Genomic DNA, 22,955 nt, shown 5'->3' with positions numbered 1-22,955 from the left:
CATCCTGAAGAACGACGGGGAGCCCCGCGGCACCCGCATCTTCGGCCCGGTCGGTCGTGAGCTTCGCGACAAGAAGTTCATGAAGATCGTCTCGCTGGCACCGGAGGTCATCTGATCATGGCGCACATCAAGAAGGGTGACCTGGTTCAGGTCATCAGTGGCCGCAAGCAGGACAAGGGCGGCGACCGCGGCAAGCAGGGCAAGGTCCTCGAGGTCCTCGTCGAGCAGAACCGCGTCGTGGTGGAGGGCGTGAACTACGTCACCAAGCACACCCGCGTCGGCCAGTCGCAGCGCGGCACCAAGACGGGCGGCATCGAGACGATGGAAGCCCCGATCCACATCTCCAACGTGGCGCTGGTCGACCCGTCGACCAAGAAGCCGACCCGTGTCGGCCACCGCGTCGAGGAGCAGACGAAGGACGGCGTCAAGCGCACCGTCCGCGTCCGCTACGCCAAGAAGAGCGGCAAGGACCTCTGAACATGAGCAACGCAACTGCCGCGGAGGCTGGCAAGATCCAGCCCCGCCTGAAGCAGAAGTACCAGACCGAGATCAAGAAGGCTCTGCAGGACGAGTTCGGCTACGCCAACGTCATGCAGATCCCCGGTCTCGTGAAGGTCGTCGTCAACACCGGTGTCGGTGAGGCTGCGCGCGACAGCAAGGTGATCGATGGTGCGGTCGACGACCTCACCAAGATCACCGGCCAGAAGCCGGTCGTCACCAAGGCCCGCAAGTCCATCGCGCAGTTCAAGCTGCGTGAGGGTCAGGCCATCGGCGCCCACGTCACCCTCCGCGGTGACCGTGCGTGGGAGTTCGTCGACCGTCTCGTCAACCTCGCCCTGCCCCGCATCCGCGACTTCCGCGGACTGTCGGCGACGCAGTTCGACGGCAACGGCAACTACACCTTCGGTCTCCAGGAGCAGTCTGTGTTCCACGAGATCAACCAGGACAAGATCGACCGCGTCCGCGGTTTCGACATCACCATCGTCACGACGGCGAAGACGGATGACGAGGGTCGGGCGCTGCTCAAGCACCTGGGCTTCCCGTTCAAGTCGGCGGACGCTCAGGCGTGATCCGATAAGATCGATCGTTCGGCCTCGGGGCGTGCTCCGGGGCCGAACGACTGCACAACTGAATATCGCTCATTCATAGAAGGTCGCCTGTCGTGTAACGGCAGTCGAAACCTCATGACTAAAGGAACACACTTATGACGATGACAGACCCGGTCGCAGACATGCTGACCCGTCTGCGCAACGCGAACTCCGCGCACCACGACACCGTCGCGCTGCCGAGCTCGAAGCTCAAGACGCACATCGCCGAGATCCTCCAGCAGGAGGGCTACATCTCCGGCTGGGAGGTCTCCGACGCCCGTGTCGGCCAGACGCTCACCCTGACCCTGAAGTACGGCCCGAACCGCGAGCGGTCGATCGCCGGCATCAAGCGCGTCTCCAAGCCCGGTCTCCGCGTGTACGCGAAGTCGAACGAGCTTCCCAAGGTCCTCGGTGGCCTCGGGGTCGCGATCCTGTCCACCTCTTCTGGCCTCCTCACGGACCGCCAGGCCGAGCAGAAGGGCGTCGGCGGGGAAGTCCTCGCCTACGTGTGGTGATCTGACATGTCGCGTATTGGACGTCTTCCCATCGACATCCCCGCCGGTGTGACCGTCACGGTCTCCGGCCAGGACGTCGCCGTCAAGGGCCCCAAGGGCGAGCTGAACCTCAGCGTGGCACAGCCCATCGAGGTCAAGGTCGAGGAGAACCAGGTCCTGGTCTCCCGCCCCGATGACGAGCGCGAGTCGCGTGCTCTCCACGGGCTCACCCGCACCCTCATCAACAACAACATCATCGGCGTGACCCAGGGCTACACCAAGGGCCTCGAGGTCGTCGGCACCGGTTACCGCGTCGCTCAGAAGGGCACGGCGGTCGAGTTCGCACTCGGCTTCTCGCACCCCGTCCTGGTCGAGGCGCCGGAGGGCATCACGCTCACCGTCGAGGGCAACAACAAGCTCACCGTCGCCGGTATCTCGAAGCAGGCCGTCGGCGAGGCAGCCGCCAACATCCGCAAGATCCGCAAGCCGGAGCCCTACAAGGGCAAGGGTGTGCGGTACGCGGGCGAGGTCGTTCGCCGCAAGGCCGGAAAGAGTGGTAAGTAACCATGGCTCTCAAGTCGAAGTCCGACGCACGTTCGCGTCGTCACGCCCGTCTTCGCAAGAAGATCGTGGGCACCGAGGCGCGTCCGCGTCTCGTCGTGACCCGTTCCGCCCGCCACGTCTTCGTCCAGCTGGTCGACGACAGCAAGGGCTTCACCGTCGCATCGGCCTCCACCCTCGAGGCCGACCTGCGCACGTTCGATGGTGACAAGACCGCCAAGGCCCGCAAGGTCGGCGAGCTCGTCGCTGAGCGTGCGAAGGCTGCCGGCATCGACACGGTCGTCTTCGACCGTGGCGGCAACCGCTACGCGGGCCGCGTCGCTGCGATCGCCGACGGCGCTCGCGAAGGAGGTCTGAACCTGTGACCGAGAACAAGGAGAACGAAGTGACCGCGACCGAGCAGCCCGCCGCGGCTGCGGCCGAGGCGCCCGCCGAGCGCGAGCGCGAGCCGCGCCGCGGTGGCCGCGAGCGCAGCCAGACCCGCGACCGCAACTCGCGCGACCGCGGCGACAACCAGTTCCTGGAGCGCGTCGTCACGATCAACCGCGTGTCGAAGGTCGTCAAGGGCGGTCGTCGCTTCAGCTTCACGGCGCTCGTCGTCGTGGGTGACGGCAACGGTCTCGTCGGTGTCGGCTACGGCAAGGCGCGTGAAGTCCCCCTCGCCATCTCGAAGGGTGTCGAAGAGGCCAAGCGCAACTTCTTCCGCGTGCCGCGTGTCGCCTCCAGCATCCCGCACCCCGTCCAGGGTGAGGCTGCTGCCGGTGTCGTGCTGCTGCGTCCGGCCGCTGCCGGTACCGGTGTCATCGCCGGTGGTCCGGTCCGCGCCGTCCTCGAGTGCGCCGGCATCCACGACGTGCTGTCGAAGTCGCTGGGTTCGTCGAACACGATCAACATCGTGCACGCGACCGTCGCAGCGCTGAAGCAGCTCGAGGAGCCGCGCGCCGTCGCTGCGCGTCGTGGTCTCGACTTCGACCAGGTCGCCCCCGCGCGTCTGGTCCGTGCCGAGGCTGACGCCGCCAAGGCTGCAAAGGTGGGTGCATGATGGCTGCTCGTCTGAAGGTGACCCAGGTCAAGTCCAAGGTGAGCGAGAAGCAGAACCAGCGTGACACGCTGCGTTCGCTCGGTCTGAAGCGGATCAACGACTCCGTCGTTCGTCCCGATGACGCGCAGACGCGCGGGTACATCAAGACCGTCGCGCACCTCGTGAAGGTTGAGGAGATCGACTGATGGCTGAGAAGAAGGACGAGACGGTCGAGGCCGTCGAGCCCAAGGCCAAGAAGCCGGCAACCCGGAAGGCTGCGGCCAAGCCCGCTGCCGACAAGGCTGCCCCGAAGAAGGATGCGGCGCGCCCCGGCGTGCTGAAGGTCCACCACCTGCGTCCGGTCCCCGGTGCCAACGTCGCGAAGACCCGTGTCGGTCGCGGTGAGGGCTCGAAGGGTAAGACGTCGGGCCGCGGTACCAAGGGTACGAAGGCTCGTTACCAGGTCAAGGTGGGCTTCGAGGGTGGGCAGATGCCCCTCCACATGCGTACGCCGAAGCTGCGCGGGTTCAAGAACCCGTTCCGCGTCGAGTACCAGGTGGTCAACCTCGACAAGCTCGCGGAGCTGTACCCCAACGGTGGCGACGTCACCGTGACGGACCTCGTCGCCAAGGGCGCCGTGCGCAAGAACGAGAAGGTCAAGGTGCTCGGCACCGGCGACATCTCGGTCGCGCTGACGGTCTCCGTCGACAAGGTCTCGGGTTCGGCCGAGCAGAAGATCGTTGCCGCCGGCGGCTCGATCAAGTAATCACGTGCCAGGGGCCGGAGGATAACCTCCGGCCCCTGTTGCCGTATGTTGGAATGCGGCGAGCTCCGGCGCGCCCGGCATCCCACTGGAGGAAATCCCTTTGTTCAGCGCCATCGCGCGGGTCTTCCGCACTCCGGATCTCCGTCGGAAGATCGGTTTCACGCTCGGCATCATCGCCATCTACCGGTTCGGCGCGCACATCCCGGCTCCGTTCGTGGACTTCCCGAACGTGAAGACCTGCCTCGACCAGTCCGGGTCGACCGAGGGCCTGCTCTCGCTCGTGAACCTCTTCTCGGGCGGCGCGCTGCTGCAGCTGTCGATCTTCGCGCTCGGCGTCATGCCCTACATCACCGGCACGATCATCGTGCAGCTCCTCCGCGTGGTGATCCCGCACTTCGAGACCCTGTACAAGGAGGGCCAGGCCGGTCAGGCCAAGCTCACCCAGTACACCCGCTACCTGACGATCGCGCTGGCGCTGCTGCAGTCGACCACACTCGTCACCGTCGCCCGCTCGGGTCAGCTCTTCGGCATCACCGGCGTGGCCGAGTGCCAGCAGCTCCTCACCGACGAGGCCTGGTGGGCGCAGCTGCTCATGATCGTCACACTGACCGCCGGCACCGGCCTCATCATGTGGATGGCCGAGCTCGTCACCGAGCGCGGCATCGGCAACGGCATGTCGCTCCTCATCTTCACCTCGATCGCGGCGACCTTCCCGTCGGCGCTGTGGAGCATCGCGGTCGCCCGCAGCTTCGAGATCTTCCTGCTGGTCCTGGCCGTCGGCATCGCGACTGTCGCGCTCGTCGTGTTCGTCGAGCAGTCGCAGCGCCGCATCCCGGTCCAGTACGCGAAGCGCATGGTCGGGCGCCGGACGCTCGGCGGCAGCAACACGTACATCCCGATCAAGGTCAACATGGCCGGCGTCGTGCCCGTCATCTTCGCCTCGTCGCTGCTGTACATCCCGGCCCTCATCGCGCAGTTCAACGCGAACCCCGCCGCCGACGGCAGCGTGCCGGGCTGGGTGTCGTGGATCCAGGCGAACTTCGTCAACGGCGACCACCCGCTCTACATGGCGGTGTACTTCCTGCTCATCATCGGCTTCACCTACTTCTACGTCGCGATCACGTTCAACCCGGTCGAGGTCGCCGACAACATGAAGAAGTACGGCGGGTTCATCCCCGGCATCCGTGCGGGACGTCCCACGGCGGAGTACCTCGACTACGTCCTCACCCGCATCACCCTGCCGGGTTCCATCTACCTGGGCCTCATCGCCCTGCTCCCGCTCCTGGCCCTCGCGACGGTGGGCGCCAACCAGAACTTCCCGTTCGGTGGCGCGTCGATCCTCATCATCGTCGGTGTCGGTCTCGAGACGGTGAAGCAGATCGACGCCCAGCTCCAGCAGCGCCACTACGAAGGACTCCTCCGATGACGCAGAACCCCGCCCGCCTCCTGATCATCGGCCCGCAGGGCTCGGGCAAGGGGACGCAGGGAGCCCGCATCGCCGAGCGGCTCGGCATCCCCACCGTCTCGACCGGCGATGTCTTCCGCGCGAACGTCAAGGACGGCACCGACCTCGGGCTCAAGGTGAAGGCGATCATCGACGCCGGCGACCTCGTCCCCGACGAGCTGACGAGCGAGATCGTCCGCGACCGACTGTCGCAGCAGGATGCCGCGCACGGCTTCCTGCTCGACGGCTACCCGCGCAACCTGACCCAGGTCGGCCACCTCGACGGCTTCCTCGAGCAGCGGGGCGAACCGCTCACCGCGGTCATCGAGCTCTCGGTGCCGCGCGACGAGTCGATCGCCCGCCTCTCACGTCGCGCGGCCGAGCAGGGCCGCGCCGACGACAACGAGGAGTCGATCGCGAAGCGCCTGTCGATCTACGAGTCCGAGACGGCGCCGATCCTCGACGTGTACCGCGAGCGCGGCATCGTCGACGAGATCGACGGCGTCGGGTCGCTCGACGAGATCACCGAGCGCATCACGGCGGCCCTCGCGGCACGCGGCATCACCGCCTGATGGTCTTCCGACGCTCCATCTACAAGACGCCCGCGCAGCTGCGCGCGATGGTCGAACCGGGTCTCATCACCGCGGCGGCATTGGATGCCGTGCGTCCGGCGGTTCGCGCGGGTGTGGCGACCGCGGAGCTCGATGCCATCGCCGAGCGCACGATCCTCGCCCGCGGGGCGGAATCGAACTTCCAGCTGGTGCGCGGCTACCACCACACGACGTGCATCTCGGTCAACCAGGAGGTCGTCCACGGCATCCCGGGTGATCGGGTCCTGCAGCCGGGCGACATCGTCTCGATCGACTGCGGCGCGCAGTTCGAAGGGTGGAACGGGGACTCGGCGATCACGATCGTCGTGCCCGCCCCGGACCGTCCCGAGCTCGTCGAACGTCGTCAGCGGCTGTCGGACGTGACCGAGGGCTCGCTGTGGGCCGGCATCGCCGCGCTCGCCTCGGCCTCGCGCGTCGGCGAGATCGGCGACGCCGTGCAGTCCTACGTCGAGGCGTCGGGGGAGGGCTACGGCATCCTCCGCGATTACGTCGGACACGGGATCGGCCGCAAGATGCACGAGGGCCCGACGGTCTTCAACTACCGCGTCGCCGACCTCGGACCCGAGGTGCGGCCGGGGCTGTGCGTTGCGATCGAGCCCATGATCGTCGCGGGGGGCGAGGCGACCCTCGTCGAGGACGACGACTGGACAGTCAGCACGGTCGACGGCCAGGACGGCTCTCATTGGGAACATAGCGTCGCGGTGCACGAAGGAGGTATCTGGGTGCTGACGGCCTTTGACGGCGGCGCCGCGGGACTCGCGGCCTTCGGCATCACCCCGACCCCCATCTCCTGAGGAGGGCACACACATGGCGACGGCCACGGGTAAGACCAACTGGTTCGCGATCTGGATCAGCGTCGCGGTGGTGGCGGTCCTGGTGGGTGTCGTCGCCGTTGTCGCTGTGCTGAACTCGCAGGCGTCGGACCCCGGACCCGTCCCGCAGGCCAGCGGCATCAACCGCGAGACCGGTGCGATCACCTTCGGCGACGGGCCCGACACCGTCGCCACCTACGTGGACTTCATGTGCCCGTACTGCGGCCAGTTCGAGGAGACGGAGGGCAAGACGATCTCGGGCCTCGTCGACGACGGCAGCATCACCCTCGAAGTGCACCCGGTCACGATCCTCGACCGGCTCTCCCAGGGCACCGAGTACTCGAGCCGTGCGGCATCCGCCATGTACGCCGTCGCCGAAGCCGACCCCGACAACGCCTACGCCTTCTTCCGTGCGCTGTGGGACGAGCGGCCCCAGGAGCAGACGCCCGGCCTGACCGACGACGAGCTCATCCAGATCGCGAAGGATGCCGGCGTGAACGTGACCGCCGAGCTCGAGAAGTCGATCAAGGACCACGAGTACAAGAGCTTCGCCCAGTCGCAGGAGTTGCCGGAAGGCGCCACCGGGACCCCGACGCTCGTCGTGAACGACGAGGTCGTCCCGGTCACGTACGACCCGCAGGCCGACATCCTCTCGCGACTGTCCGCTCGGTGATCTCGAAGGCGACACGCCGAGTGGCGGGTCGCCTCGATATCACGTACACTAAATCTTTGGTGCGTTGCGCCTGTTTCGGCGTGTCACCACAATCCCCACTCACCGCAGACCGACCGGTCTGCCAACTGTAAGCGAGCGTATGGCGAAGAAAGACGGTGTCATCGAGATCGAGGGTGTGATCTCCGAGGCTCTGCCGAACGCGATGTTCCGCGTCGAGCTGAGCAACGGTCACAAGGTCCTGGCCACGATCTCCGGAAAGATGCGGCAGAACTACATCCGCATCATCCCCGAAGACCGTGTCGTCGTGGAGCTCTCGCCTTACGACCTCACGCGCGGTCGCATCGTCTACCGCTACCGCTGAGACCGGTCGAGAAGTAACGCCCCGCACACCCGTGTGCGTCGGCGAAGACAGCGAATCAGGAAAATCATGAAGGTCAACCCCTCCGTCAAGCCCATCTGCGACCACTGCAAGGTCATCCGCCGCCACGGTCGCGTCATGGTCATCTGCAAGTCGAACCCGCGCCACAAGCAGCGCCAGGGCTGATGGGATGCCGCGCCCCGGCGCGGCCTCGCAGGCTCACAACTGAACACATCTCGGCAGGATCAGAACCCGCTCAGCGGGGGACACCTCGGGTCGGAGGCCCGGGCACCGATCCTGCTCCACACCTCCACTTACTCCTAGGAGACATCGCATGGCACGTCTTGCCGGCGTTGACATCCCGCGCGACAAGCGCGTGGTGATCGCCCTCACCTACATCTACGGCATCGGCCGTACCCGCTCCGTCGAGATCCTCAGCTCGACCGGCATCGACGAGTCGATCCGCGTCAAGGACCTCACCGACGACCAGCTGGTCGCTCTCCGCGACCACATCGAAGGCACTTACAAGGTGGAGGGTGACCTGCGCCGCGAGGTCGCCGCAGACATCCGCCGCAAGGTCGAGATCGGCTCGTACGAGGGTATCCGCCACCGTCGCGGTCTGCCCGTGCGCGGCCAGCGCACGAAGACCAACGCGCGTACCCGCAAGGGTCCCAAGCGCACCGTCGCCGGCAAGAAGAAGGCGCGCTAAAGCGCGGCCGCCACAGGTTTAGGAGAACACTCACATGGCACAGGCCAAGTCCGCTGCGCGCAAGCCGCGCCGCAAGGAGAAGAAGAACATCGCGCTGGGCCAGGCCCACATCAAGTCGACGTTCAACAACACGATCGTTTCGATCACCGACCCCTCGGGTGCGGTCATCAGCTGGGCCTCCTCGGGTGGCGTCGGCTTCAAGGGCTCGCGCAAGTCGACCCCGTACGCCGCCGGCATGGCCGCCGAGTCCGCTGCGCGTCAGGCGCAGGAGCACGGCGTCAAGAAGGTCGACGTCTTCGTCAAGGGCCCCGGCTCGGGCCGCGAGACCGCGATCCGTTCGCTGACCGCCGCCGGCCTCGAGGTCGGTTCGATCCAGGACGTCACGCCTCAGGCCCACAACGGCTGCCGCCCCCCGAAGCGCCGCCGCGTCTGATCCTCGACGGATGCCGGGGTGCGACGTGCGTCGCGCCCCGGCATCCCGGTCACAACTCAACACTTCACCAACTGCACGTGTCATATAGCGGTCACGTGACTGAAAGGAACACATAGTGCTCATTGCACAGCGTCCCACTCTGACCGAGGAGAAGGTCGGCGACTTCCGCAGCCGATTCGTCATCGAGCCCCTCGAGCCGGGCTTCGGCTACACGATCGGCAACGCGCTGCGTCGCAGCCTGCTGTCGTCGATCCCGGGTGCCGCGGTCACCAGCATCCGCATCGACGGCGTGCTGCACGAGTTCAGCACCGTCCCGGGTGTCAAGGAGGATGTCACCGAGATCATCCTCAACATCAAGCAGCTGGTGGTCTCCAGCGAGCGCGACGAGCCCATCACCGCGTACCTGCGCAAGACGGGCGCCGGCGAGGTCACGGCCGCCGACATCTCCGCTCCGGCGGGTGTCGAGGTCCACAACCCCGACCTGGTCATCGCGACGCTCAACGACTCGGCGAAGTTCGAGCTCGAGCTGACGATCGAGCGCGGCCGCGGCTACGTCTCGGCCACGCAGAACCGCAACGAGTACGCCGAGGCCGGTCAGATCCCGATCGACTCGATCTACTCACCCGTCCTCAAGGTCAGCTACCGCGTCGACGCCACCCGTGCCGGTGAGCGCACCGACTTCGACAAGCTCGTCCTGGACGTCGAGACCAAGTCGTCGATCAGCCCCCGCGACGCCGTCGCGTCGGCCGGTCGCACGCTGGTCGAGCTGTTCGGTCTCGCCCGCGAGCTGAACGTCGAGGCCGAGGGCATCGAGATCGGCCCCGCGCCGGTCGCCGAGGTCCTGACCAACGAGCTCTCGATGCCGATCGAGGACCTCGACCTGTCGGTCCGCTCGTACAACTGCCTCAAGCGCGAGGGCATCAACACGGTGTCCGAGCTCGTCGCCCTTTCGGAGACGCAGCTCATGAACATCCGCAACTTCGGTCAGAAGTCGGTCGACGAGGTCAAGGACAAGCTCGTCTCGCTCGGCCTGTCGCTGAAGGACTCGGTCCCCGGGTTCGACGGTGCGCACTTCTACGGCGGCTACGACGACGAGACCGTCTGAGCGGACTCCGGTTCGCCCCGGTCCACTGACTGAATTTCTTTCCAGGAGTAATTGACATGCCCAAGCCCACGAAGGGTGCCCGCCTCGGTGGCGGCCCCGCCCACGAGCGTCTTCTGCTTGCGAACCTCGCTGCCGCGCTGTTCACGCACAAGTCGATCACCACGACCGAGACCAAGGCCAAGCGCTTGCGTCCGTTCGCCGAGCGCCTGGTGACGTTCGCCAAGCGCGGCGACCTGCACGCTCGCCGTCGCGTCCTGTCGGTCATCGGCGACAAGTCCGTCGTGCACGAGCTCTTCGCCGAGATCGCGCCGCTGGTCGCCGAGCGTGAGGGTGGCTACACCCGCATCACGAAGGTCGGCAACCGCAAGGGCGACAACGCGCCCATGGCCGTGATCGAGCTCGTCCTCGAGCCCGTCACCCCGAAGGCGAAGTCGTCGAAGAAGGCTGCTCCGGCCGCCGCTGCGCCGGCTGCCGAGGAGCCCGCTGCCGAGGAGACCGAGGTCGAGACGCCCGCTGAGGACGCCGCCGACGCCGGTGCCGAGTCGCCCGAGGAGGGCGCTGCTGCCGAAGCCATCGCCGAGGACGCCGTCGCGTCCGACGACGAGAAGGCCGACGAGGCCAAGTAAGGCTCCCTCCCCGGAGGGAATCCGAGGGCCCGCCCCCGTTTCGGGGCGGGCCCTTTCTCGTACCCGCGCGGGTGCGTGGGTGCGTGCCCTCCCTGGCCACATCATGTGCTCGCAACGACATCACACGCTGTGCACGGTCCAGAACGTGTGCCCTCGTCCGGAGCACATGATGTGGATGCAGAGGCGGCGCCGCTCGGCGGGCGCGGTGGGGCGGCGGGCGCGGGGGGCGGCGGGAGCGGTCCCGAGGGGGTCAGCGCGCGGCGTCGAAGGTCTGGGCGACGGCCCACTGGGCGAGCTCGACGCGGTAGCGCAGCTGCGCGCGGCTGTTCTCGACACCGTCGATCGCGTCGGCCACGGCGTCGGCGTAGCGCTGTCCGCCACGGGCGCCGGGGTGGATGCCGTCGCCCGCCAGCAGGTCTTCGTGACCGCTGATCGCCGCCGACCAGTCCGCGATCGCGACGCCGGGGGTGTGCGCAGCGAAGGACTCGAGCTCCTCGTTGACGCCCGGGATCCAGTCGCGGGGCGCGTGGGCGGTCACGAGCACGAGCGTGCGGTGGGGACCGACATCCTTCTTCAGGCGCGCGAGGTCGTCGGGGTTCACCGGTCCGTTCGTGCCGAGACCCACGACGACGTAGTCGCGCAGCTGTCCGCGGGCGGCGAGGCGGTCGACGATCGCGACGCCGGCCCCCATCGAGCGGGACACCTTCGCGTCGACCTGGGCGCCCGGCATCCGGTCGAGGAGGCCGCCGGCGGACGCGAGCATCACCGAGTCGCCGACGAGTGTCACGCGCGCTCCGGCGACGCGGACGGAGGCGGGCGGTGCGGGGCGGCCGTCCGGCGGGGTGCAGAGTCCCTCGTCGTCGCTGAGGTGCGCGGAAGGGCACTCCGGACGCAGCACGGCGTCGTCGCTGCGGAGGGCGGCGCCGGGCAGCGTCGCGTGATGCGAGCGGGAGGATGCCGCGGCGAGCGCCGCGCGTCCGTCGCGGACGGCGGCTTCGCTCGAGGCCATCGTCGGCGCGTCGGCGACCGCCGCAGTCGTGCCGGCGACGACGAGGAGCCCTGCGACCATCGCGGCCGTGGCGGTGAGGCGTCGCACGGGGCCGCCGCGGAACGCGCGCCCGACGGACCGGAGCGACGCGCGGAAGCCGAGCCGGCGCACCGGCTGCTCGATGAAACGGAACGACACCTCGGCGGCGACCAGCGTGAGCGCCAGGGTGAGGAGCGCGACCTCGACCGGCACCGCGACGTCGGGGGAGGAGCGCGTGGTCGCGACCGTCAGGATGACGACGAGAGGCCAGTGCCAGAGGTAGATCCCGAAGGACCGCTCGCCGATCCAGCGCAGCGGCGCGACGTCGAGCGCCCGTCCGAGGCGCGAACCCGCGCGCACGGCTGCCGCGATCGCCACGACGGTCAGGACGGATGCCGCGACGAGAAGCCCGGGGAAGGTCTCGATCCCGTCGCCCGGCGTCACGAACGCAAGCGCGACGACCCCGGCGATCGCCGCGCCGCCGACCACGGCAGGCACGCCGCCGCGGCGCTCCGCCGGGCGCAGGAAGGCAAGGGCGACGCCGAGCAGCAGACCGAAGGCGTGCGTGTCGGTGCCGTAGTACACGCGGGTCGCGCCGCTGCCGGCGAGGAGCACCGCGGCCACGACGGATGCCGCCGCCAACCCGACGGCGACGGGCACCCGGCCTCGTCGCAGCCGCAGGACGAGCGGCAGCAGCAGCGGCCAGAGCAGGTAGAACTGCTCCTCGACGGCGAGGGACCACAGGTTCCGCAGCAGTTCGGGCGCGGAGGAATCCAGCCCGCCGCCGAAGTACGACGACCCGTTCGCGACGGCGACCCAGTTGTATGAGAACGTCGTCGCCCCGAGCAGCTGACCGCCAAGGCCCACGAGGATGTCGCCGCCCACCATCCAGGCGAGCGACGCGGTCACGAGGACGACGACCCCGATCGCGGGCAGCAGGCGGCGGGCCCGCCGTCGCCAGAAGTCCACCAGGCCGATCCGACCGTGCTCGTCGTGCTCGCGGAGGAGGAGGGTCGTGATGAGGAACCCGGAGATCACGAAGAAGACGTCGACACCGAGGAACCCGGCGGGCAGCGCCGGGAACAGGTGGTACACGACGACCAGCAGGACCGCGACGGCGCGGAGTCCGTCGAGGCCCGGCAGGCGCGCGGAAGAAGGTCGAGTCATGTCGAAGCGGGGAGGGGTCTCGAGGCGAGCGGGCGATTCGCGGCATCCAGTCTAGGTCGGCATCCTGAACGGGCCCGCCCCTTCCCGCCTCGCCCGTGGCTGGGATAGGTTGGCATCACCGAGACACGGACGAGCGCCCGCAGACGTCACCGCGATCCGGCAGGCGCGTCGCCCCCAGAAGGGACGTGCAGCATGGCCGGAAAGATCATCGTCGGAGTCACGGGTGCCCCGGTGTCGCGCCGTGCCGTGGACTGGGCCGTCACTCGTGCCGCCCAGCGCCAGCAGGCGGTCGAGCTCGTCTCGGTCGTCGGCGGCGCGGTCGGGGCCGTCGGCGAGGCCGAGGTGCTCGGTGCGGCGCAGACCGCGACGCAGCGTCTGCTCGACGGCGAGGCGGCGCGGGTGACGGATGCCGGGGTCCCGGTCACGACCCGCGTCGAATCCGGCAACCCCGTCACCAAGCTCATCGAAGCCGCCGCGGACGCCGCGCTCCTCGTCATCGGCAGCGACTACCGGGGACCAGGGACCGGCCCGGCACGCGGGGTGCACGGCATCCGGATCGCGGCCGGCGCGAAGTGCCCCGTGGTGGTCGTCCCCGACCGCGATCTCGGGGAGGGGGCGGGGATCGTCGTCGGCATCGACGGGTCCGAGGTGTCGGAGCAGGCGATCGAGTTCGCCGCCGCCGAGGCGGACCGGCTCGGCGAGCCGCTCATCGCGGTGAACGTCTGGACGCCGCTGCACACGCCGCGGAACGCGATGGAGGTCTACCCCGACCTCTACCTCGCGAACATGCAGTCGACGGCCGAGGAGGTGCTGGCGCTGTCCGTCGCCGGCCTGTCGTCGCGCTACCCCGACCTGCGCATCGTCCGCCGCGTCGAGCGCGGTTATCCGTCGCAGGTGCTGGCCGGGATCGCCGCCGACGCCCGCATGGTCGTCGTCGGCACTCACGGCCGGGGTGCGCTCGCCCGCTTCCTGCTCGGGTCGATCAGTCAGGAGCTCCTCTCGCACCTGCCGACCGTCACCGCCGTCGTCCGCTGACATCGACGTGCGCGCCCGCGGGCGACGTGCGAAAGTGAGGGCATGACCTCTCGGCACGCCGTCCTCGTCCTCGGCGAAGCGCTCATCGACATCGTGGAACGGGACGGCGGTGACGCCGAGTTCGTCGGCGGCAGTCCCGCGAACGTGGCCGTCGGCATCGCGCGGCAGGACGTGCCGGCAACCCTGCTGACGCGCCTCGGCCGTGACGACCGCGGCCGGCGGATCGCCGATCAGGTGACCGCGTCCGGCGCGGTCGTCCACGAGGCGTCCTGGACGGATGCCGCGACCTCCACCGCCCGTGCCCGGCTGCGCGCCGACGGCTCGGCCCAGTACGACTTCGACATCGCCTGGGCGCTCGAGGCGGACGCCGCGGCGGACGCGGCAGCGGCGGCATCCGTCGTCCACTCCGGGTCGATCGCGCTGTTCCTGCAGCCCGGGGGAGACGTCGCGCTCGCGACCCTCGAACGCGCACGGCAGGCGGGCCGTGTCGTGACGGTCGACCCGAACGTGCGGCCGGCGCTCGTCGGACCCGACCCGCGGCCGGTCGCCGAGCGGGCATTCGCGGCGGCGACGCTGGTGAAGCTGAGCGATGAGGATGCCGAGGCGCTCTACCCGGGTGTGCCCGCCGCGCGCGTGCTCGAGACCATCGCCGCCCGGGGGGCGCAGATCGTCGTGATGACGCGCGGCGGCGAGGGCGCCCTCGCGCTCGGGCCGTCGGGTCTCGTCGAGGTTGCGCCGCTCGTCGTCGACGTCGCCGACACGATCGGCGCGGGCGACGCGTTCATGGCGAGCCTCATCACGAGCCTCGTCGACGACCCCGGACTGCTCGCGGGCGACGCTGACGCCCTGCCGCGCGCGCTCCGCCGCGCCGTCGTGACGGCGGGGATCACGGTGTCGCGACCCGGCGCCAACCCGCCCACGCGCGCGGAGGTCGACGCGGCAGTCTGACCGGCGCGGATAGGCTGACACCGTGCGCCTCCGGATCGATCTCGCCTACGACGGCACCGACTTCCGGGGCTGGGCGCGACAGCCGGGCCTGCGGACCGTGCAGGGGACGCTCGAGGCGGCGATTGCCCGCATCCTCGGCGGGGATCCGCGGCTGGTCGTCGCCGGGCGGACGGATGGCGGGGTGCACGCGTCGGCGCAGGTGGCTCACCTCGACCTGACCGACGGGCAGGAGCGCCGGCTGCTGTCGGGACGGCGACCGGAGCCCGAGGCGCTCGCCGCGCGCATCAACGGTGTGCTCGGTCCATACCCGGATGTGGCCGTGCACCGCGTGAGCGTGGCGCCCGAGGGTTTCGACGCACGCTTCTCGGCCGTCTGGCGTCGCTACGCGTACCGCGTCGCCGACCGCGTCACCGGGTACGACCCGCTGGAGCGCGGCCGCACGACGTGGGTAGCCGCGGAACTCGACGTGGCGGCGATGGATGCCGCAGCCCGCAGCCTGCGCGGACTGCACGACTTCGCCGCCTACTGCAAACCGCGCGAAGAGGCGACGACGATCCGGACGCTGCTCGAGTACGGGTGGCGACGGGACGAGTCCGGCGTCCTCGTCGCCTCGGTGAAGGCGGATGCGTTCTGCCACAGCATGGTGCGCGCGCTCGTGGGCGCCTGCGTCGCGGTCGGGGAGGGGCGCATCGGCGTGGACCGCGTCGCCGAGATCCGCGACGAGCTGGTCCGCACCAACGAGGTGAAGGTGCTCGCCGCCCGCGGCCTGACGCTCACCGAAGTGGGCTACCCGGCGGATGACCTGCTGGCCGCGCGCGCGGAGCAGACCCGGGCCCGACGGGAACTGGGCGCCGCCGACGACTGAGCCCTGATGACACGAGAAACGGAAGAACCCCCGGACCGTGGCCCGGGGGTTCTTCGTTGTGCGATGGTTCGCGAGTGCCTTATGCCCGACGCGTGCGGCGCACCGAGGTCGCGACCGCGATGCTCGCACCGGCGAGGACGAGGACGCCGCCGCCGACCCAGAGGCCGAGGAGCGCGTCACCGTCGAAACCGGTGTCACCGAGGGCGGGGCCGCCGGCGCTGCCGTCGTCCGAACCACCGTCGCCGCCTGCCGGAGCGGCGAGCGCGATCGTCACGGGCTCAGCCGCGCCGCTTTCGGAGCCCACCGCGGCCAGCGTGTAGGTGCCGGTCGCGTCGTCGGGGAGGGTGACCGTAGCCGTGGCTGCACCGTCTTCGCTCGCGTCCTTCGTGACAGACGTGGAGGTCACAGCGAAGGAGACGAAGGCGAGGTTGTCGGGGCCGACGCCCTCACCCGTCAGGGTGAAGGTGACCTGCTCGCCCGGCTCGAAGCCGGTGAACTGAACGGGAACCGTGCCGCCGGGAGTGATCGTGATCGTCTCGGGGCCGGCGGGGGTCGGAGTGTAGGCGCTCGCGACGGCCGGAGCCGCGAAGACCGCCGCGATGGCGACGGCGAAAGCCGCCGCAGCCTTGCTGATCTTGTGCTTCATGGTGCTTCTTTCGGTCGTCTTGAGTTCGGGGCGCAGACGGCAAAAGAAGATCCAACCGGCCGCCCCCCGTTGGTTGGACATTGCCAGTATTCAGGAATCGCTCAGGAAGAGCAACTACAGCGGGTTTCGATCAGGTAAACAGTGTCACGGGTCGACACATCCGCATCGGGTGGCAGCGGCATCCGCACTTGTAGACTGACCGCACCGCAGGGAGGGGTCATGATGCGGATGAGAACCATGCGTCTGGCCGCCGCGGCGGCGCTCGTCGGCAGCGCGGTCGTGCTGTCGGGATGTGGCCCGTCCCCGTGGGCCCTGCAGAGCCCGACCCCGACGGCCCCGGCCGCGGTGTCGAGCTCGCCGGTCGTGGTCGCGCCTCCGGTCGAGAACGACCTCTCGAGCGGGTCCACGCAGCGGGACCTGACGGCAGGCGCCGTGAGTGTCGCCGTCAACTACTGGTCGGACCTGCGGATGGACCGATGGACGGCGAACGCGGTCAAGCCCGTCAGTCTGTCGCTCGTGACGACCATCACGCCCAACGACGGGCAGAAGGTGTACCTGCAGAAGGCCACGATGCTCGCGGTCCCCGCGAACGCCGAAGAGACCTTCCCCGCGCTCGACCCGCAGATCGACGAGGCGAGCGTGAAGAACGGCTACCTCGTCCTGAAGCCCTACAGCTACTCGCAGACGTTCAACGTCGGTCAGGTCCCCGAGGGCGCCACCTACGTCACGCTGCAGTTCACGTACGACTTCCTCGTGCAGACCAAACCCAAAGCCGACGAGTACGCGAAGCAGACCGCGACCGACACGGTGACGGTCGCGATCGCGCAGCAGGCGGCATCCGGCTGAACCTCAAGAACCTCAAGGTCCGGTAAAGACCAGCGCGAGGCTTCGCGAAGTCACCGGTGAGCGAGGGTTTCCGCGCCTACGGTGAAGACGTGGCACTGGCGGCGGCGACCCGAACCCCGCCGCCGGTGCCCTCCATCCTTCACACCGAACGAGGTTCGCGCATGTCCATCCGTCCCACCGCCCGTCGCTGGCTCGGCGTCGCCGCCCTGGCCGCCGCGGCTGCGCTGTCGCTCTCGGGGTGCGCTCAGGTCGTCGAAGCCTTCAACTCCATCTCGGGGACGAGCGAGAACGTCGCCGCCACCCCCGCTCCGAACGCGACGCCCGCGACCGGGACGGTGGAGATGCCGTTCGACTCGCAGTTCACGTACGACGGCTCGGTGCGGATGACGTACGAGATCGCCGACGGTCTCGACATCATCCTCGACTTCTGGGCCGTCGACTCCAAGCGCACCCGCGAGTGGTACGCCGACAACGCGAAGACCTTCGGCTTCGCAGTCAACGTCAAGGACACCCGCGTCGACGAGAAGGCGGTGCTCAAGCAGAAGCGTCGCGTGTTCCTCTCGAACGTGTCGATCTCGTCGCAGACCGCGCAGTCCTCGAACCAGGTGAGCTCGCCGTTCCAGTTCAGCGCCGACCCCCGCACGCTCGTGCCCACCGACACGATCCGCTCGAGCAAGGGCCTGCTGATCAACAGCTACCAGGGCGGTCTGCTCGTCCCCGAGACGACGATCAATCAGCTGCCGCCGGACACCTACGGGATCACGCTGCAGTTCGCGCTCGACGTGTGGGTCGAGGGGGCGGCCGACGACGACAAGTCGTTCGTGCAGCAGACGGTCTACCCCGTCATCCCGATTGCGATCTATCCTCGTGAGACAGAGACCGACGGGTCCACGGGGGGCGCGACCGACGGCACGTCGAACGACGGCTCCCAGGGAACCACAGGCACCGACGGGTGGACCACCACCCCCGGTACCGGCGGTCCCACCAGTCCGTGATCCAGTTCGAGGAACCGACGTGACGAGTCCGTACATCCCCGGCCCGCAGGGCTGGCAGCCCGCGCAGCCCCCGGTGGGCGCGCAGCCGGCGGCCGGCGCCTGGCCGGGCCAGGAGCCGCAGTGGGGCCAGCAGCCCGCGTGGCAGCCTCCGCAGGCGCAGCAGCAGCCGCAATGGCAGCAGCCCGCCCCGCAGTGGCAGGAGCCGCAGGCGCAGTGGCAGGGCGTCGCCCCGCAGGGTTCCTGGCAGGCGGCCCCCGAAGCGGCCGGTTATGCCGCGTCGCCCGGCGGTCCCGGCGAGATCGTCCCGGTGGATGAGTTCGCCGACGACTTCGCCTCGGTGCTCGAGCACCACTCGGTGCACCGGTCGACGATCGGATGCGTCGTCCCGGCCTACAACGAGGCCGAGTCGATCGCCGACGTCATCCGCTCTCTCCTCGAGCAGAGCCGCGTGCCCGACGTGATCCACGTGGTCGTCAACAACACCTCCGATGACACGGTCAAGATCGCGTCGGAGTTCTCCGGACCGCACGAGGTGGAAACCGAGCTCGGGCTGCAGTTCACCGAGGTCTTCGTCCACGACATCGGCAAGAACCCCGACAAGAAGGTCGGCGCGCTCAACTACGGCTACGCCCTCGTCGAGGGGTACGACTACCTGCTCGGCGTCGACGGCGACACGACCGCCGACCGCCGCGCCGTGGAGTACCTCGAGAACGAGGCCGTCTCGGACTCGCGCATCGGCGGCATCTCGGCGATCTACACGATCGACGACCGACCCATCAAGGGCTTCATCGCCAAGTGGCTCATCGCCGGTCAGCGCACGCAGTTCGCGGCCTTCAACATGCAGAACCTGCTGCGCGGACGCAACATGGCCGTGCTCGGCGGACAGTTCTCGATCTTCTCGACGACCGCCCTGCGCGACGTCATGAAGGAGAACCACCAGAACTCGCCGTGGGTGAAGGACTCCGAGGTCGAGGACTCGCTGCTCTCGCTCCAGATCAAGTCGGCCGGCTATCTCACCAAGATCAGCCCGTTCGCGCGAGCGGATGTCGGCGGCATGACGACCCTCAAGGGGTACGACGCGCAGCAGGTCAAGTGGACCTACGGCGCCATCGAGCTGATGTGGCCCGGTCAGCGTGGAGACACGAAGGGGCAGCCGTTCCACCCGAACCTGCGTCTGCGCTGGTTCGAGCAGTTCTCGATGCTCACGAACTTCTTCGTCCGTGTCGCGTTCATCACCCTGCTGATCGCGTCGCTGTCGATCAACGCGTTCGTGTTCTCGCCGTGGTGGCTGATCCCGCCGCTCGTGGCCGCCGGCCTGAACCTGCGGATGGCCCGCGCGATGGAGAAGTGCAACTCGCGCGACATCGCCTTCGCCGTGCTGCTGTTCCCCGCCGAGATCTTCATGTGGATCCGCATCAGCCACTTCATCCGGTCGTGGACCCGCTTCCTCTCCAAGAAGAAGGTCGACAACTGGGCCCTGCAGGCGAGAGCCGAGAAGGGCGGCGTGAGCTTCGGACACTGGACGCCCTTCATCATCCTCGCCATCGTCGCCGTCACGATCGCCGTCATCTGGAACCTGCTCGACCCGATCACCCAGTCCGCGATCCTGTGGGTCGGCTGGCCGATCGTCGGTGTCGTCACGGTCCTGCAGACCCTCACGATGGCCATCAAGCTGTTCCAGCGCCACCAGGGCTACAAGGTCTGACCTCGCCCGTCCCGAAGGAAGCCCCCGGAGCCTGTCTCCGGGGGCTTCTTCCGTATGGCCGGGGTGTCCGCGGATGCAATGGATCTGAGGTGACACGCCGATCAGTGGCAGGCGGATGCGGGGTGTCGTGCGGCATCCGTTGCATCCGTGAACGGGGTGCACGAGCGACGCACGCGCACGCGCGCGGCGGGGCGAGGGTCAGGCGCCGGCGACCGTTTCGGAGGTGAGGCGGTAGCCGACACCCCGGACAGTCTCGATGTACCGGGGGTTGTTCGGGTTGTCGCCGAGCTTGCGGCGCAGGTTCGTCATGTGCGCCTCGATCGCGCGCTTGTCGGCCTCGCCGACGAAGTAGCTCGTCACGTACGACTCGCCGCGCAGCACCAGCGTCAGATCGGCCTTGCTGCGCACGCGACGCTTGGACTCCATGAGCGTCGACAGCAGGTCGAACTCCGTGCGGGTGAGCGTGAGCTCGCGCCCCGCGACGAGGACGACCCGGTGCTCGGCGTGCACGGCGAGGTCGCGGTGCACGGTCCAGCCGGGTCCGCCCACGGGCGGGACAGCGGATGCCGGGGCCACCGCGTTGCCGGGCTGCGGCATGCCCGGGTGGGCCCCGCCCAGCTGCGGCGCTCCCTGCGGCGGCAGGACCACCGCCCCGCCCTGCGGCGGCTGCTCGCTGTACACGGGCGTCATGATGCGCTCGTCGAACACGGGGGAGGTGGGCACGGCGTCGTACTGCGGCACGGCGGGTCGTGCGCCCGGGAACGACGGACCGGTCGCCTCCTGCCGCGGCGCGGCGGCGACGGCCGTGCCGGTGGCGCGCGGGCGGCGCAGCAGCGACTCGACGCGCGCACGCAGTTCGCGCGGGCGGAACGGCTTCACGACGTACTCGTCGGCGCCGGCACCGAGGCCGAGGACGACGTCCGCCTCTTCTTCGAGGCCGGTGATCATGATGATGTAGGTGTCGCTCTGCGCACGGATGCGGCGGGCCGCCTCGAACCCGTCGATGCCGGGCATGTTGACGTCGAGGGTCGTGATGAGCGGCTGGTACGAGAGCACGGCGCGGACGCCGTCGATGCCGTTGCCGACCGAGACGGTCGAGAATCCAGCGGCCTCGAGTACCTCGACGATGAGATGACGGATGTCGGGATCGTCCTCGACGATGACCGCCGTCTTATGCATCGACATCGAATCACTCATCGATGTAGCCCCCCGGATCGCGTGTGAAAGTCGGTCCTCATGCTACACAGGCGGCAGGCACCGCCTCGCGCGGTCGCAGCCGCGCTCACCGGACGTCCCGCGTCAGCTCGACGCCGGCTTCGGGCCAGTAGACACCGGCAGCCGGTCCGCCGTTGCACTCGCCGTCGCTCTCGCCCGGCGGTTTGATCCAGAGGTTCGTGTCGACGACGGTGTCGTGGAAGGTGCCGCCCGGCTCGCCGACGAGCTGTCCCGGCGGGTTGCACCATTCGCCGCCCGAGGTGGCCGCGCCGCTGCGGGAGGTGTCGACGATGGCGTGCGCTCCGCCGAGGAGCGACGACAGCGACGCCGCGTAGGCGAACTCGTCGGCGGGGGACTGGTAGTTCGAGACGTTCGTCACGAAGCCGCGCACCCGGTCGATGACACCGGTCTGCCGGATGAGGTCGGCCATCTTCTGCGGCGGCAGCCAGTTGCTGTGCCCGCCGTCGATGTAGATCCAGGTGTTCGGCGACGTGATCAGGTCGACCGCCGTGCTGAGCTGGCGCGCGCGATCGGCGATGTTGCCGCACTCCTCCGACAGGGCGATGCTGTCGGGCTCGAGCGCGACGATCTTCTGCACGTCGGGCGCGGTTTCGAGGGCCGAGCCGATCTCGCGCAGCCAGACCGGGTAGTCCTGCTCGGACAGGCCGCCGGCGGAGTGGTTGCCGCAGTCGCGCCCGGGCAGCCCGTAGACCACCAGTGCGACGGAGCGACCCTGATCCCGCGCCTGGGAGATGAGGTCGAGTACTGTCTCGCCGGCGGTGCCGATGGGGTCCTGCTCGGAGGTCAGCCAGTAGGCGGTCGGCTGCGCGGCGAGGTAGTCGGCGGCATCCTTCTGCTCACCGGAGAGCTCGCGCGCGGCTGCGGCGGCCTTCGCCTGGGTCGGCGCGATGACGGTCGTCCCCATCTCGGGGGCGCGCGCCGTGAGGGCGTGGAATCCGCGGGTCACGGCGCCTCCGATGACACCCACGAGCACGAGGACCACGACGAGTCCCAGCACGATGCCCAGGGGGACGAGTACGCGGGCCGGCGGCATCCGCAGCTTCTTCCTGGGAGCCACTCTTGAACTCTAGTCATAGGCTGATACTCCGATGATCAGTGTCGTCTCGTACAACCTGCGCAAGCACGCCGCGGCGGGCGAACTCACCGAACTGGTGAGCCGCTACGACGTCGACGTGCTGTGTCTGCAAGAGGTGGACACGACCGACATGCCCGAGCGCATCGGCGGCCTCGTCCTCGCCGACGCGACCCGCTCCAATCGATTGGGCCTGGCGATCTACTACCGCGAGAACGGGTTCCGCGCCGGTGCGAGCCGCACCTTCTCGCTCAAGAAGTCGTTGCACGACATCGTCCTCAAGCCCGCCGACGAGCGGATGCTGGGGCTCCACCTGCGTGACATCGATCACGGCACCGAGTTCATCGTCGCGTCCTTCCACGCGGCACCGCTCACCGCGCTCAACTCGCTGCGTCGTCATCAGATCCGGGCGGCGCTGCGCGAGCTGTCGACGCTCGGCAAGGGCGCGCCGATCCTCATGGTCGGCGACTTCAACTACCCGGTGTTCAAGGAGAACCTCGGGCAGGTCATCCGCGAGAGCGGATACGAGCTGAGTCTCAGCGATGCGCGCACGTACACGCGGTACAAGTTCTTCAAGGGTTACTACGACTTCGCGACCTCGAGCGGGTTCGAGATCCAGCAGGTGCGGACGCTGCCGCAGGGGGCGAGCGACCACCTGCCGATCCTGGTGACGGCTGAGCCGATCGCGCGGGCGAAGCCCGACGTCGCCTGA

At 68.9% G+C, this 22,955-nt stretch carries 30 protein-coding genes; 26 read left to right on the top strand and 4 right to left on the bottom strand.

What is annotated here, in order from left to right; translation table 11 throughout:
- The 19 genes from Q9S36_RS36885 to rplQ form a co-directional block, all read left to right on the top strand.
- A partial coding sequence (locus Q9S36_RS36885) for an uL14 family ribosomal protein (RefSeq protein ID WP_311289749.1) occupies nt 1–115 on the top strand: 115 nt, incomplete at its 5' end.
- Between the two features lie 2 nt (nt 116–117).
- The gene (gene rplX / locus Q9S36_RS36880; RefSeq protein WP_064003325.1) at nt 118–477 is read left to right on the top strand and encodes a 50S ribosomal protein L24; all 360 of its coding nucleotides are present in this window, start codon (nt 118–120) and stop codon (nt 475–477) included.
- Nucleotides 478–479: 2 nt separating this feature from the next.
- Nucleotides 480–1,070, top strand: a complete 591-nt coding sequence (rplE, locus tag Q9S36_RS36875; RefSeq protein WP_064003324.1) for a 50S ribosomal protein L5 — start codon at nt 480–482, stop codon at nt 1,068–1,070.
- Between the two features lie 134 nt (nt 1,071–1,204).
- Nucleotides 1,205–1,603: a 30S ribosomal protein S8 gene (rpsH, locus tag Q9S36_RS36870; protein ID WP_064003323.1), complete on the top strand. Its 399-nt coding sequence runs from the start codon at nt 1,205–1,207 to the stop codon at nt 1,601–1,603.
- A gap of 6 nt (nt 1,604–1,609) precedes the next feature.
- A complete protein-coding gene (gene rplF / locus Q9S36_RS36865) occupies nt 1,610–2,146 on the top strand; it encodes a 50S ribosomal protein L6 (protein ID WP_311289743.1) in 537 nt (178 codons plus the stop codon).
- A 2-nt stretch (nt 2,147–2,148) separates the two neighbouring features.
- Entirely contained in the window at nt 2,149–2,508 is a 360-nt protein-coding gene (gene rplR / locus Q9S36_RS36860) for a 50S ribosomal protein L18 (RefSeq protein ID WP_311289742.1), read from the top strand.
- Nucleotides 2,505–3,185, top strand: a complete 681-nt coding sequence (rpsE, locus tag Q9S36_RS36855; RefSeq protein ID WP_311289741.1) for a 30S ribosomal protein S5 — start codon at nt 2,505–2,507, stop codon at nt 3,183–3,185. Before rplR ends, rpsE begins: the two co-directional genes overlap by 4 nt.
- The gene (rpmD, locus tag Q9S36_RS36850) at nt 3,185–3,370 is read left to right on the top strand and encodes a 50S ribosomal protein L30 (protein ID WP_020098644.1); all 186 of its coding nucleotides are present in this window, start codon (nt 3,185–3,187) and stop codon (nt 3,368–3,370) included. Before rpsE ends, rpmD begins: the two co-directional genes overlap by 1 nt.
- A complete protein-coding gene (gene rplO / locus Q9S36_RS36845; RefSeq protein WP_311289739.1) occupies nt 3,370–3,930 on the top strand; it encodes a 50S ribosomal protein L15 in 561 nt (186 codons plus the stop codon). Before rpmD ends, rplO begins: the two co-directional genes overlap by 1 nt.
- Nucleotides 3,931–4,030: 100 nt before the next feature.
- Nucleotides 4,031–5,356: a preprotein translocase subunit SecY gene (secY, locus tag Q9S36_RS36840; RefSeq protein WP_064003319.1), complete on the top strand. Its 1,326-nt coding sequence runs from the start codon at nt 4,031–4,033 to the stop codon at nt 5,354–5,356.
- Complete coding sequence (locus Q9S36_RS36835; RefSeq protein ID WP_217528396.1) at nt 5,353–5,946, top strand: adenylate kinase; 594 nt, start codon at nt 5,353–5,355, stop codon at nt 5,944–5,946. The genes secY and Q9S36_RS36835 overlap by 4 nt, the downstream gene beginning before the upstream one ends.
- Nucleotides 5,946–6,779 carry a type I methionyl aminopeptidase gene (map, locus tag Q9S36_RS36830; protein WP_311289738.1) on the top strand — a complete coding sequence of 278 codons (834 nt, stop codon included), beginning with the start codon at nt 5,946–5,948 and terminating at the stop codon, nt 6,777–6,779. The genes Q9S36_RS36835 and map overlap by 1 nt, the downstream gene beginning before the upstream one ends.
- A 13-nt stretch (nt 6,780–6,792) precedes the next feature.
- Nucleotides 6,793–7,470, top strand: a complete 678-nt coding sequence (locus tag Q9S36_RS36825) for a thioredoxin domain-containing protein (protein ID WP_311289737.1) — start codon at nt 6,793–6,795, stop codon at nt 7,468–7,470.
- A 139-nt stretch (nt 7,471–7,609) separates the two neighbouring features.
- Entirely contained in the window at nt 7,610–7,831 is a 222-nt protein-coding gene (infA, locus tag Q9S36_RS36820) for a translation initiation factor IF-1 (RefSeq protein ID WP_017201569.1), read from the top strand.
- A gap of 66 nt (nt 7,832–7,897) precedes the next feature.
- Nucleotides 7,898–8,014 (top strand): 50S ribosomal protein L36, encoded by a 117-nt coding sequence (gene rpmJ / locus Q9S36_RS36815; RefSeq protein WP_005050492.1) that lies wholly within the window; start codon nt 7,898–7,900, stop codon nt 8,012–8,014.
- 148 nt (nt 8,015–8,162) lie between these two features.
- Nucleotides 8,163–8,537, top strand: coding sequence for a 30S ribosomal protein S13 (gene rpsM, locus Q9S36_RS36810; RefSeq protein WP_064003314.1), 375 nt, complete (start codon nt 8,163–8,165; stop codon nt 8,535–8,537).
- 34 nt (nt 8,538–8,571) lie between these two features.
- On the top strand, nt 8,572–8,970 hold the full coding sequence (rpsK, locus tag Q9S36_RS36805) for a 30S ribosomal protein S11 (RefSeq protein WP_018171470.1): 399 nt from the start codon (nt 8,572–8,574) through the stop codon (nt 8,968–8,970).
- Nucleotides 8,971–9,085: 115 nt separating this feature from the next.
- Nucleotides 9,086–10,075 carry a DNA-directed RNA polymerase subunit alpha gene (locus Q9S36_RS36800; protein ID WP_217528388.1) on the top strand — a complete coding sequence of 330 codons (990 nt, stop codon included), beginning with the start codon at nt 9,086–9,088 and terminating at the stop codon, nt 10,073–10,075.
- 56 nt (nt 10,076–10,131) lie between these two features.
- Nucleotides 10,132–10,701, top strand: coding sequence for a 50S ribosomal protein L17 (rplQ, locus tag Q9S36_RS36795; RefSeq protein WP_311289736.1), 570 nt, complete (start codon nt 10,132–10,134; stop codon nt 10,699–10,701).
- Between the two features lie 250 nt (nt 10,702–10,951).
- Here rplQ and Q9S36_RS36790 read toward each other — a convergent pair whose 3' ends face one another.
- Nucleotides 10,952–12,895 carry an acyltransferase family protein gene (locus Q9S36_RS36790; protein ID WP_311289735.1) on the bottom strand — a complete coding sequence of 648 codons (1,944 nt, stop codon included), beginning with the start codon at nt 12,893–12,895 and terminating at the stop codon, nt 10,952–10,954.
- A 192-nt stretch (nt 12,896–13,087) separates the two neighbouring features.
- Here Q9S36_RS36790 and Q9S36_RS36785 point away from each other — a divergent pair, with 192 nt between their 5' ends.
- Genes Q9S36_RS36785 through truA form a run of 3 tightly spaced genes read left to right on the top strand, consistent with a single transcriptional unit; the run spans nt 13,088 to nt 15,743 of the window.
- On the top strand, nt 13,088–13,930 hold the full coding sequence (locus Q9S36_RS36785) for a universal stress protein (RefSeq protein ID WP_311289734.1): 843 nt from the start codon (nt 13,088–13,090) through the stop codon (nt 13,928–13,930).
- Nucleotides 13,931–13,972: 42 nt separating this feature from the next.
- A complete protein-coding gene (locus tag Q9S36_RS36780; protein ID WP_311289733.1) occupies nt 13,973–14,878 on the top strand; it encodes a PfkB family carbohydrate kinase in 906 nt (301 codons plus the stop codon).
- Nucleotides 14,879–14,900: 22 nt separating this feature from the next.
- Nucleotides 14,901–15,743 (top strand): tRNA pseudouridine(38-40) synthase TruA, encoded by an 843-nt coding sequence (gene truA, locus Q9S36_RS36775; RefSeq protein WP_311289732.1) that lies wholly within the window; start codon nt 14,901–14,903, stop codon nt 15,741–15,743.
- Nucleotides 15,744–15,822: 79 nt separating this feature from the next.
- Here the strand turns inward: truA and Q9S36_RS36770 are convergent, their stop codons facing one another.
- Entirely contained in the window at nt 15,823–16,389 is a 567-nt protein-coding gene (locus Q9S36_RS36770) for a hypothetical protein (protein WP_311289731.1), read from the bottom strand.
- A 228-nt stretch (nt 16,390–16,617) separates the two neighbouring features.
- Here Q9S36_RS36770 and Q9S36_RS36765 point away from each other — a divergent pair, with 228 nt between their 5' ends.
- The 3 genes from Q9S36_RS36765 to Q9S36_RS36755 all read left to right on the top strand — a co-directional run bounded on the left by Q9S36_RS36765 (nt 16,618) and on the right by Q9S36_RS36755 (nt 19,935).
- Complete coding sequence (locus Q9S36_RS36765) at nt 16,618–17,235, top strand: hypothetical protein (protein WP_311289730.1); 618 nt, start codon at nt 16,618–16,620, stop codon at nt 17,233–17,235.
- Between the two features lie 161 nt (nt 17,236–17,396).
- A complete protein-coding gene (locus Q9S36_RS36760) occupies nt 17,397–18,230 on the top strand; it encodes a fructose 1,6-bisphosphatase (RefSeq protein WP_311289729.1) in 834 nt (277 codons plus the stop codon).
- A 19-nt stretch (nt 18,231–18,249) separates the two neighbouring features.
- On the top strand, nt 18,250–19,935 hold the full coding sequence (locus tag Q9S36_RS36755; RefSeq protein ID WP_311289728.1) for a glycosyltransferase: 1,686 nt from the start codon (nt 18,250–18,252) through the stop codon (nt 19,933–19,935).
- Nucleotides 19,936–20,133: 198 nt separating this feature from the next.
- Here the strand turns inward: Q9S36_RS36755 and Q9S36_RS36750 are convergent, their stop codons facing one another.
- Both Q9S36_RS36750 and Q9S36_RS36745 read right to left on the bottom strand, forming a co-directional pair.
- Nucleotides 20,134–21,114: a response regulator gene (locus Q9S36_RS36750; protein WP_311289748.1), complete on the bottom strand. Its 981-nt coding sequence runs from the start codon at nt 21,112–21,114 to the stop codon at nt 20,134–20,136.
- 103 nt (nt 21,115–21,217) lie between these two features.
- Nucleotides 21,218–22,228 (bottom strand): glycoside hydrolase family 6 protein, encoded by a 1,011-nt coding sequence (locus Q9S36_RS36745; protein ID WP_311289727.1) that lies wholly within the window; start codon nt 22,226–22,228, stop codon nt 21,218–21,220.
- 31 nt (nt 22,229–22,259) lie between these two features.
- Between Q9S36_RS36745 and Q9S36_RS36740 the strand changes: the two genes are divergently transcribed.
- Complete coding sequence (locus Q9S36_RS36740) at nt 22,260–22,955, top strand: endonuclease/exonuclease/phosphatase family protein (protein ID WP_253035290.1); 696 nt, start codon at nt 22,260–22,262, stop codon at nt 22,953–22,955.

This window comes from Microbacterium sp. ARD31, from assembly GCF_031844425.1.
This window is presented reverse-complemented; position numbering and strand designations above follow the sequence as displayed.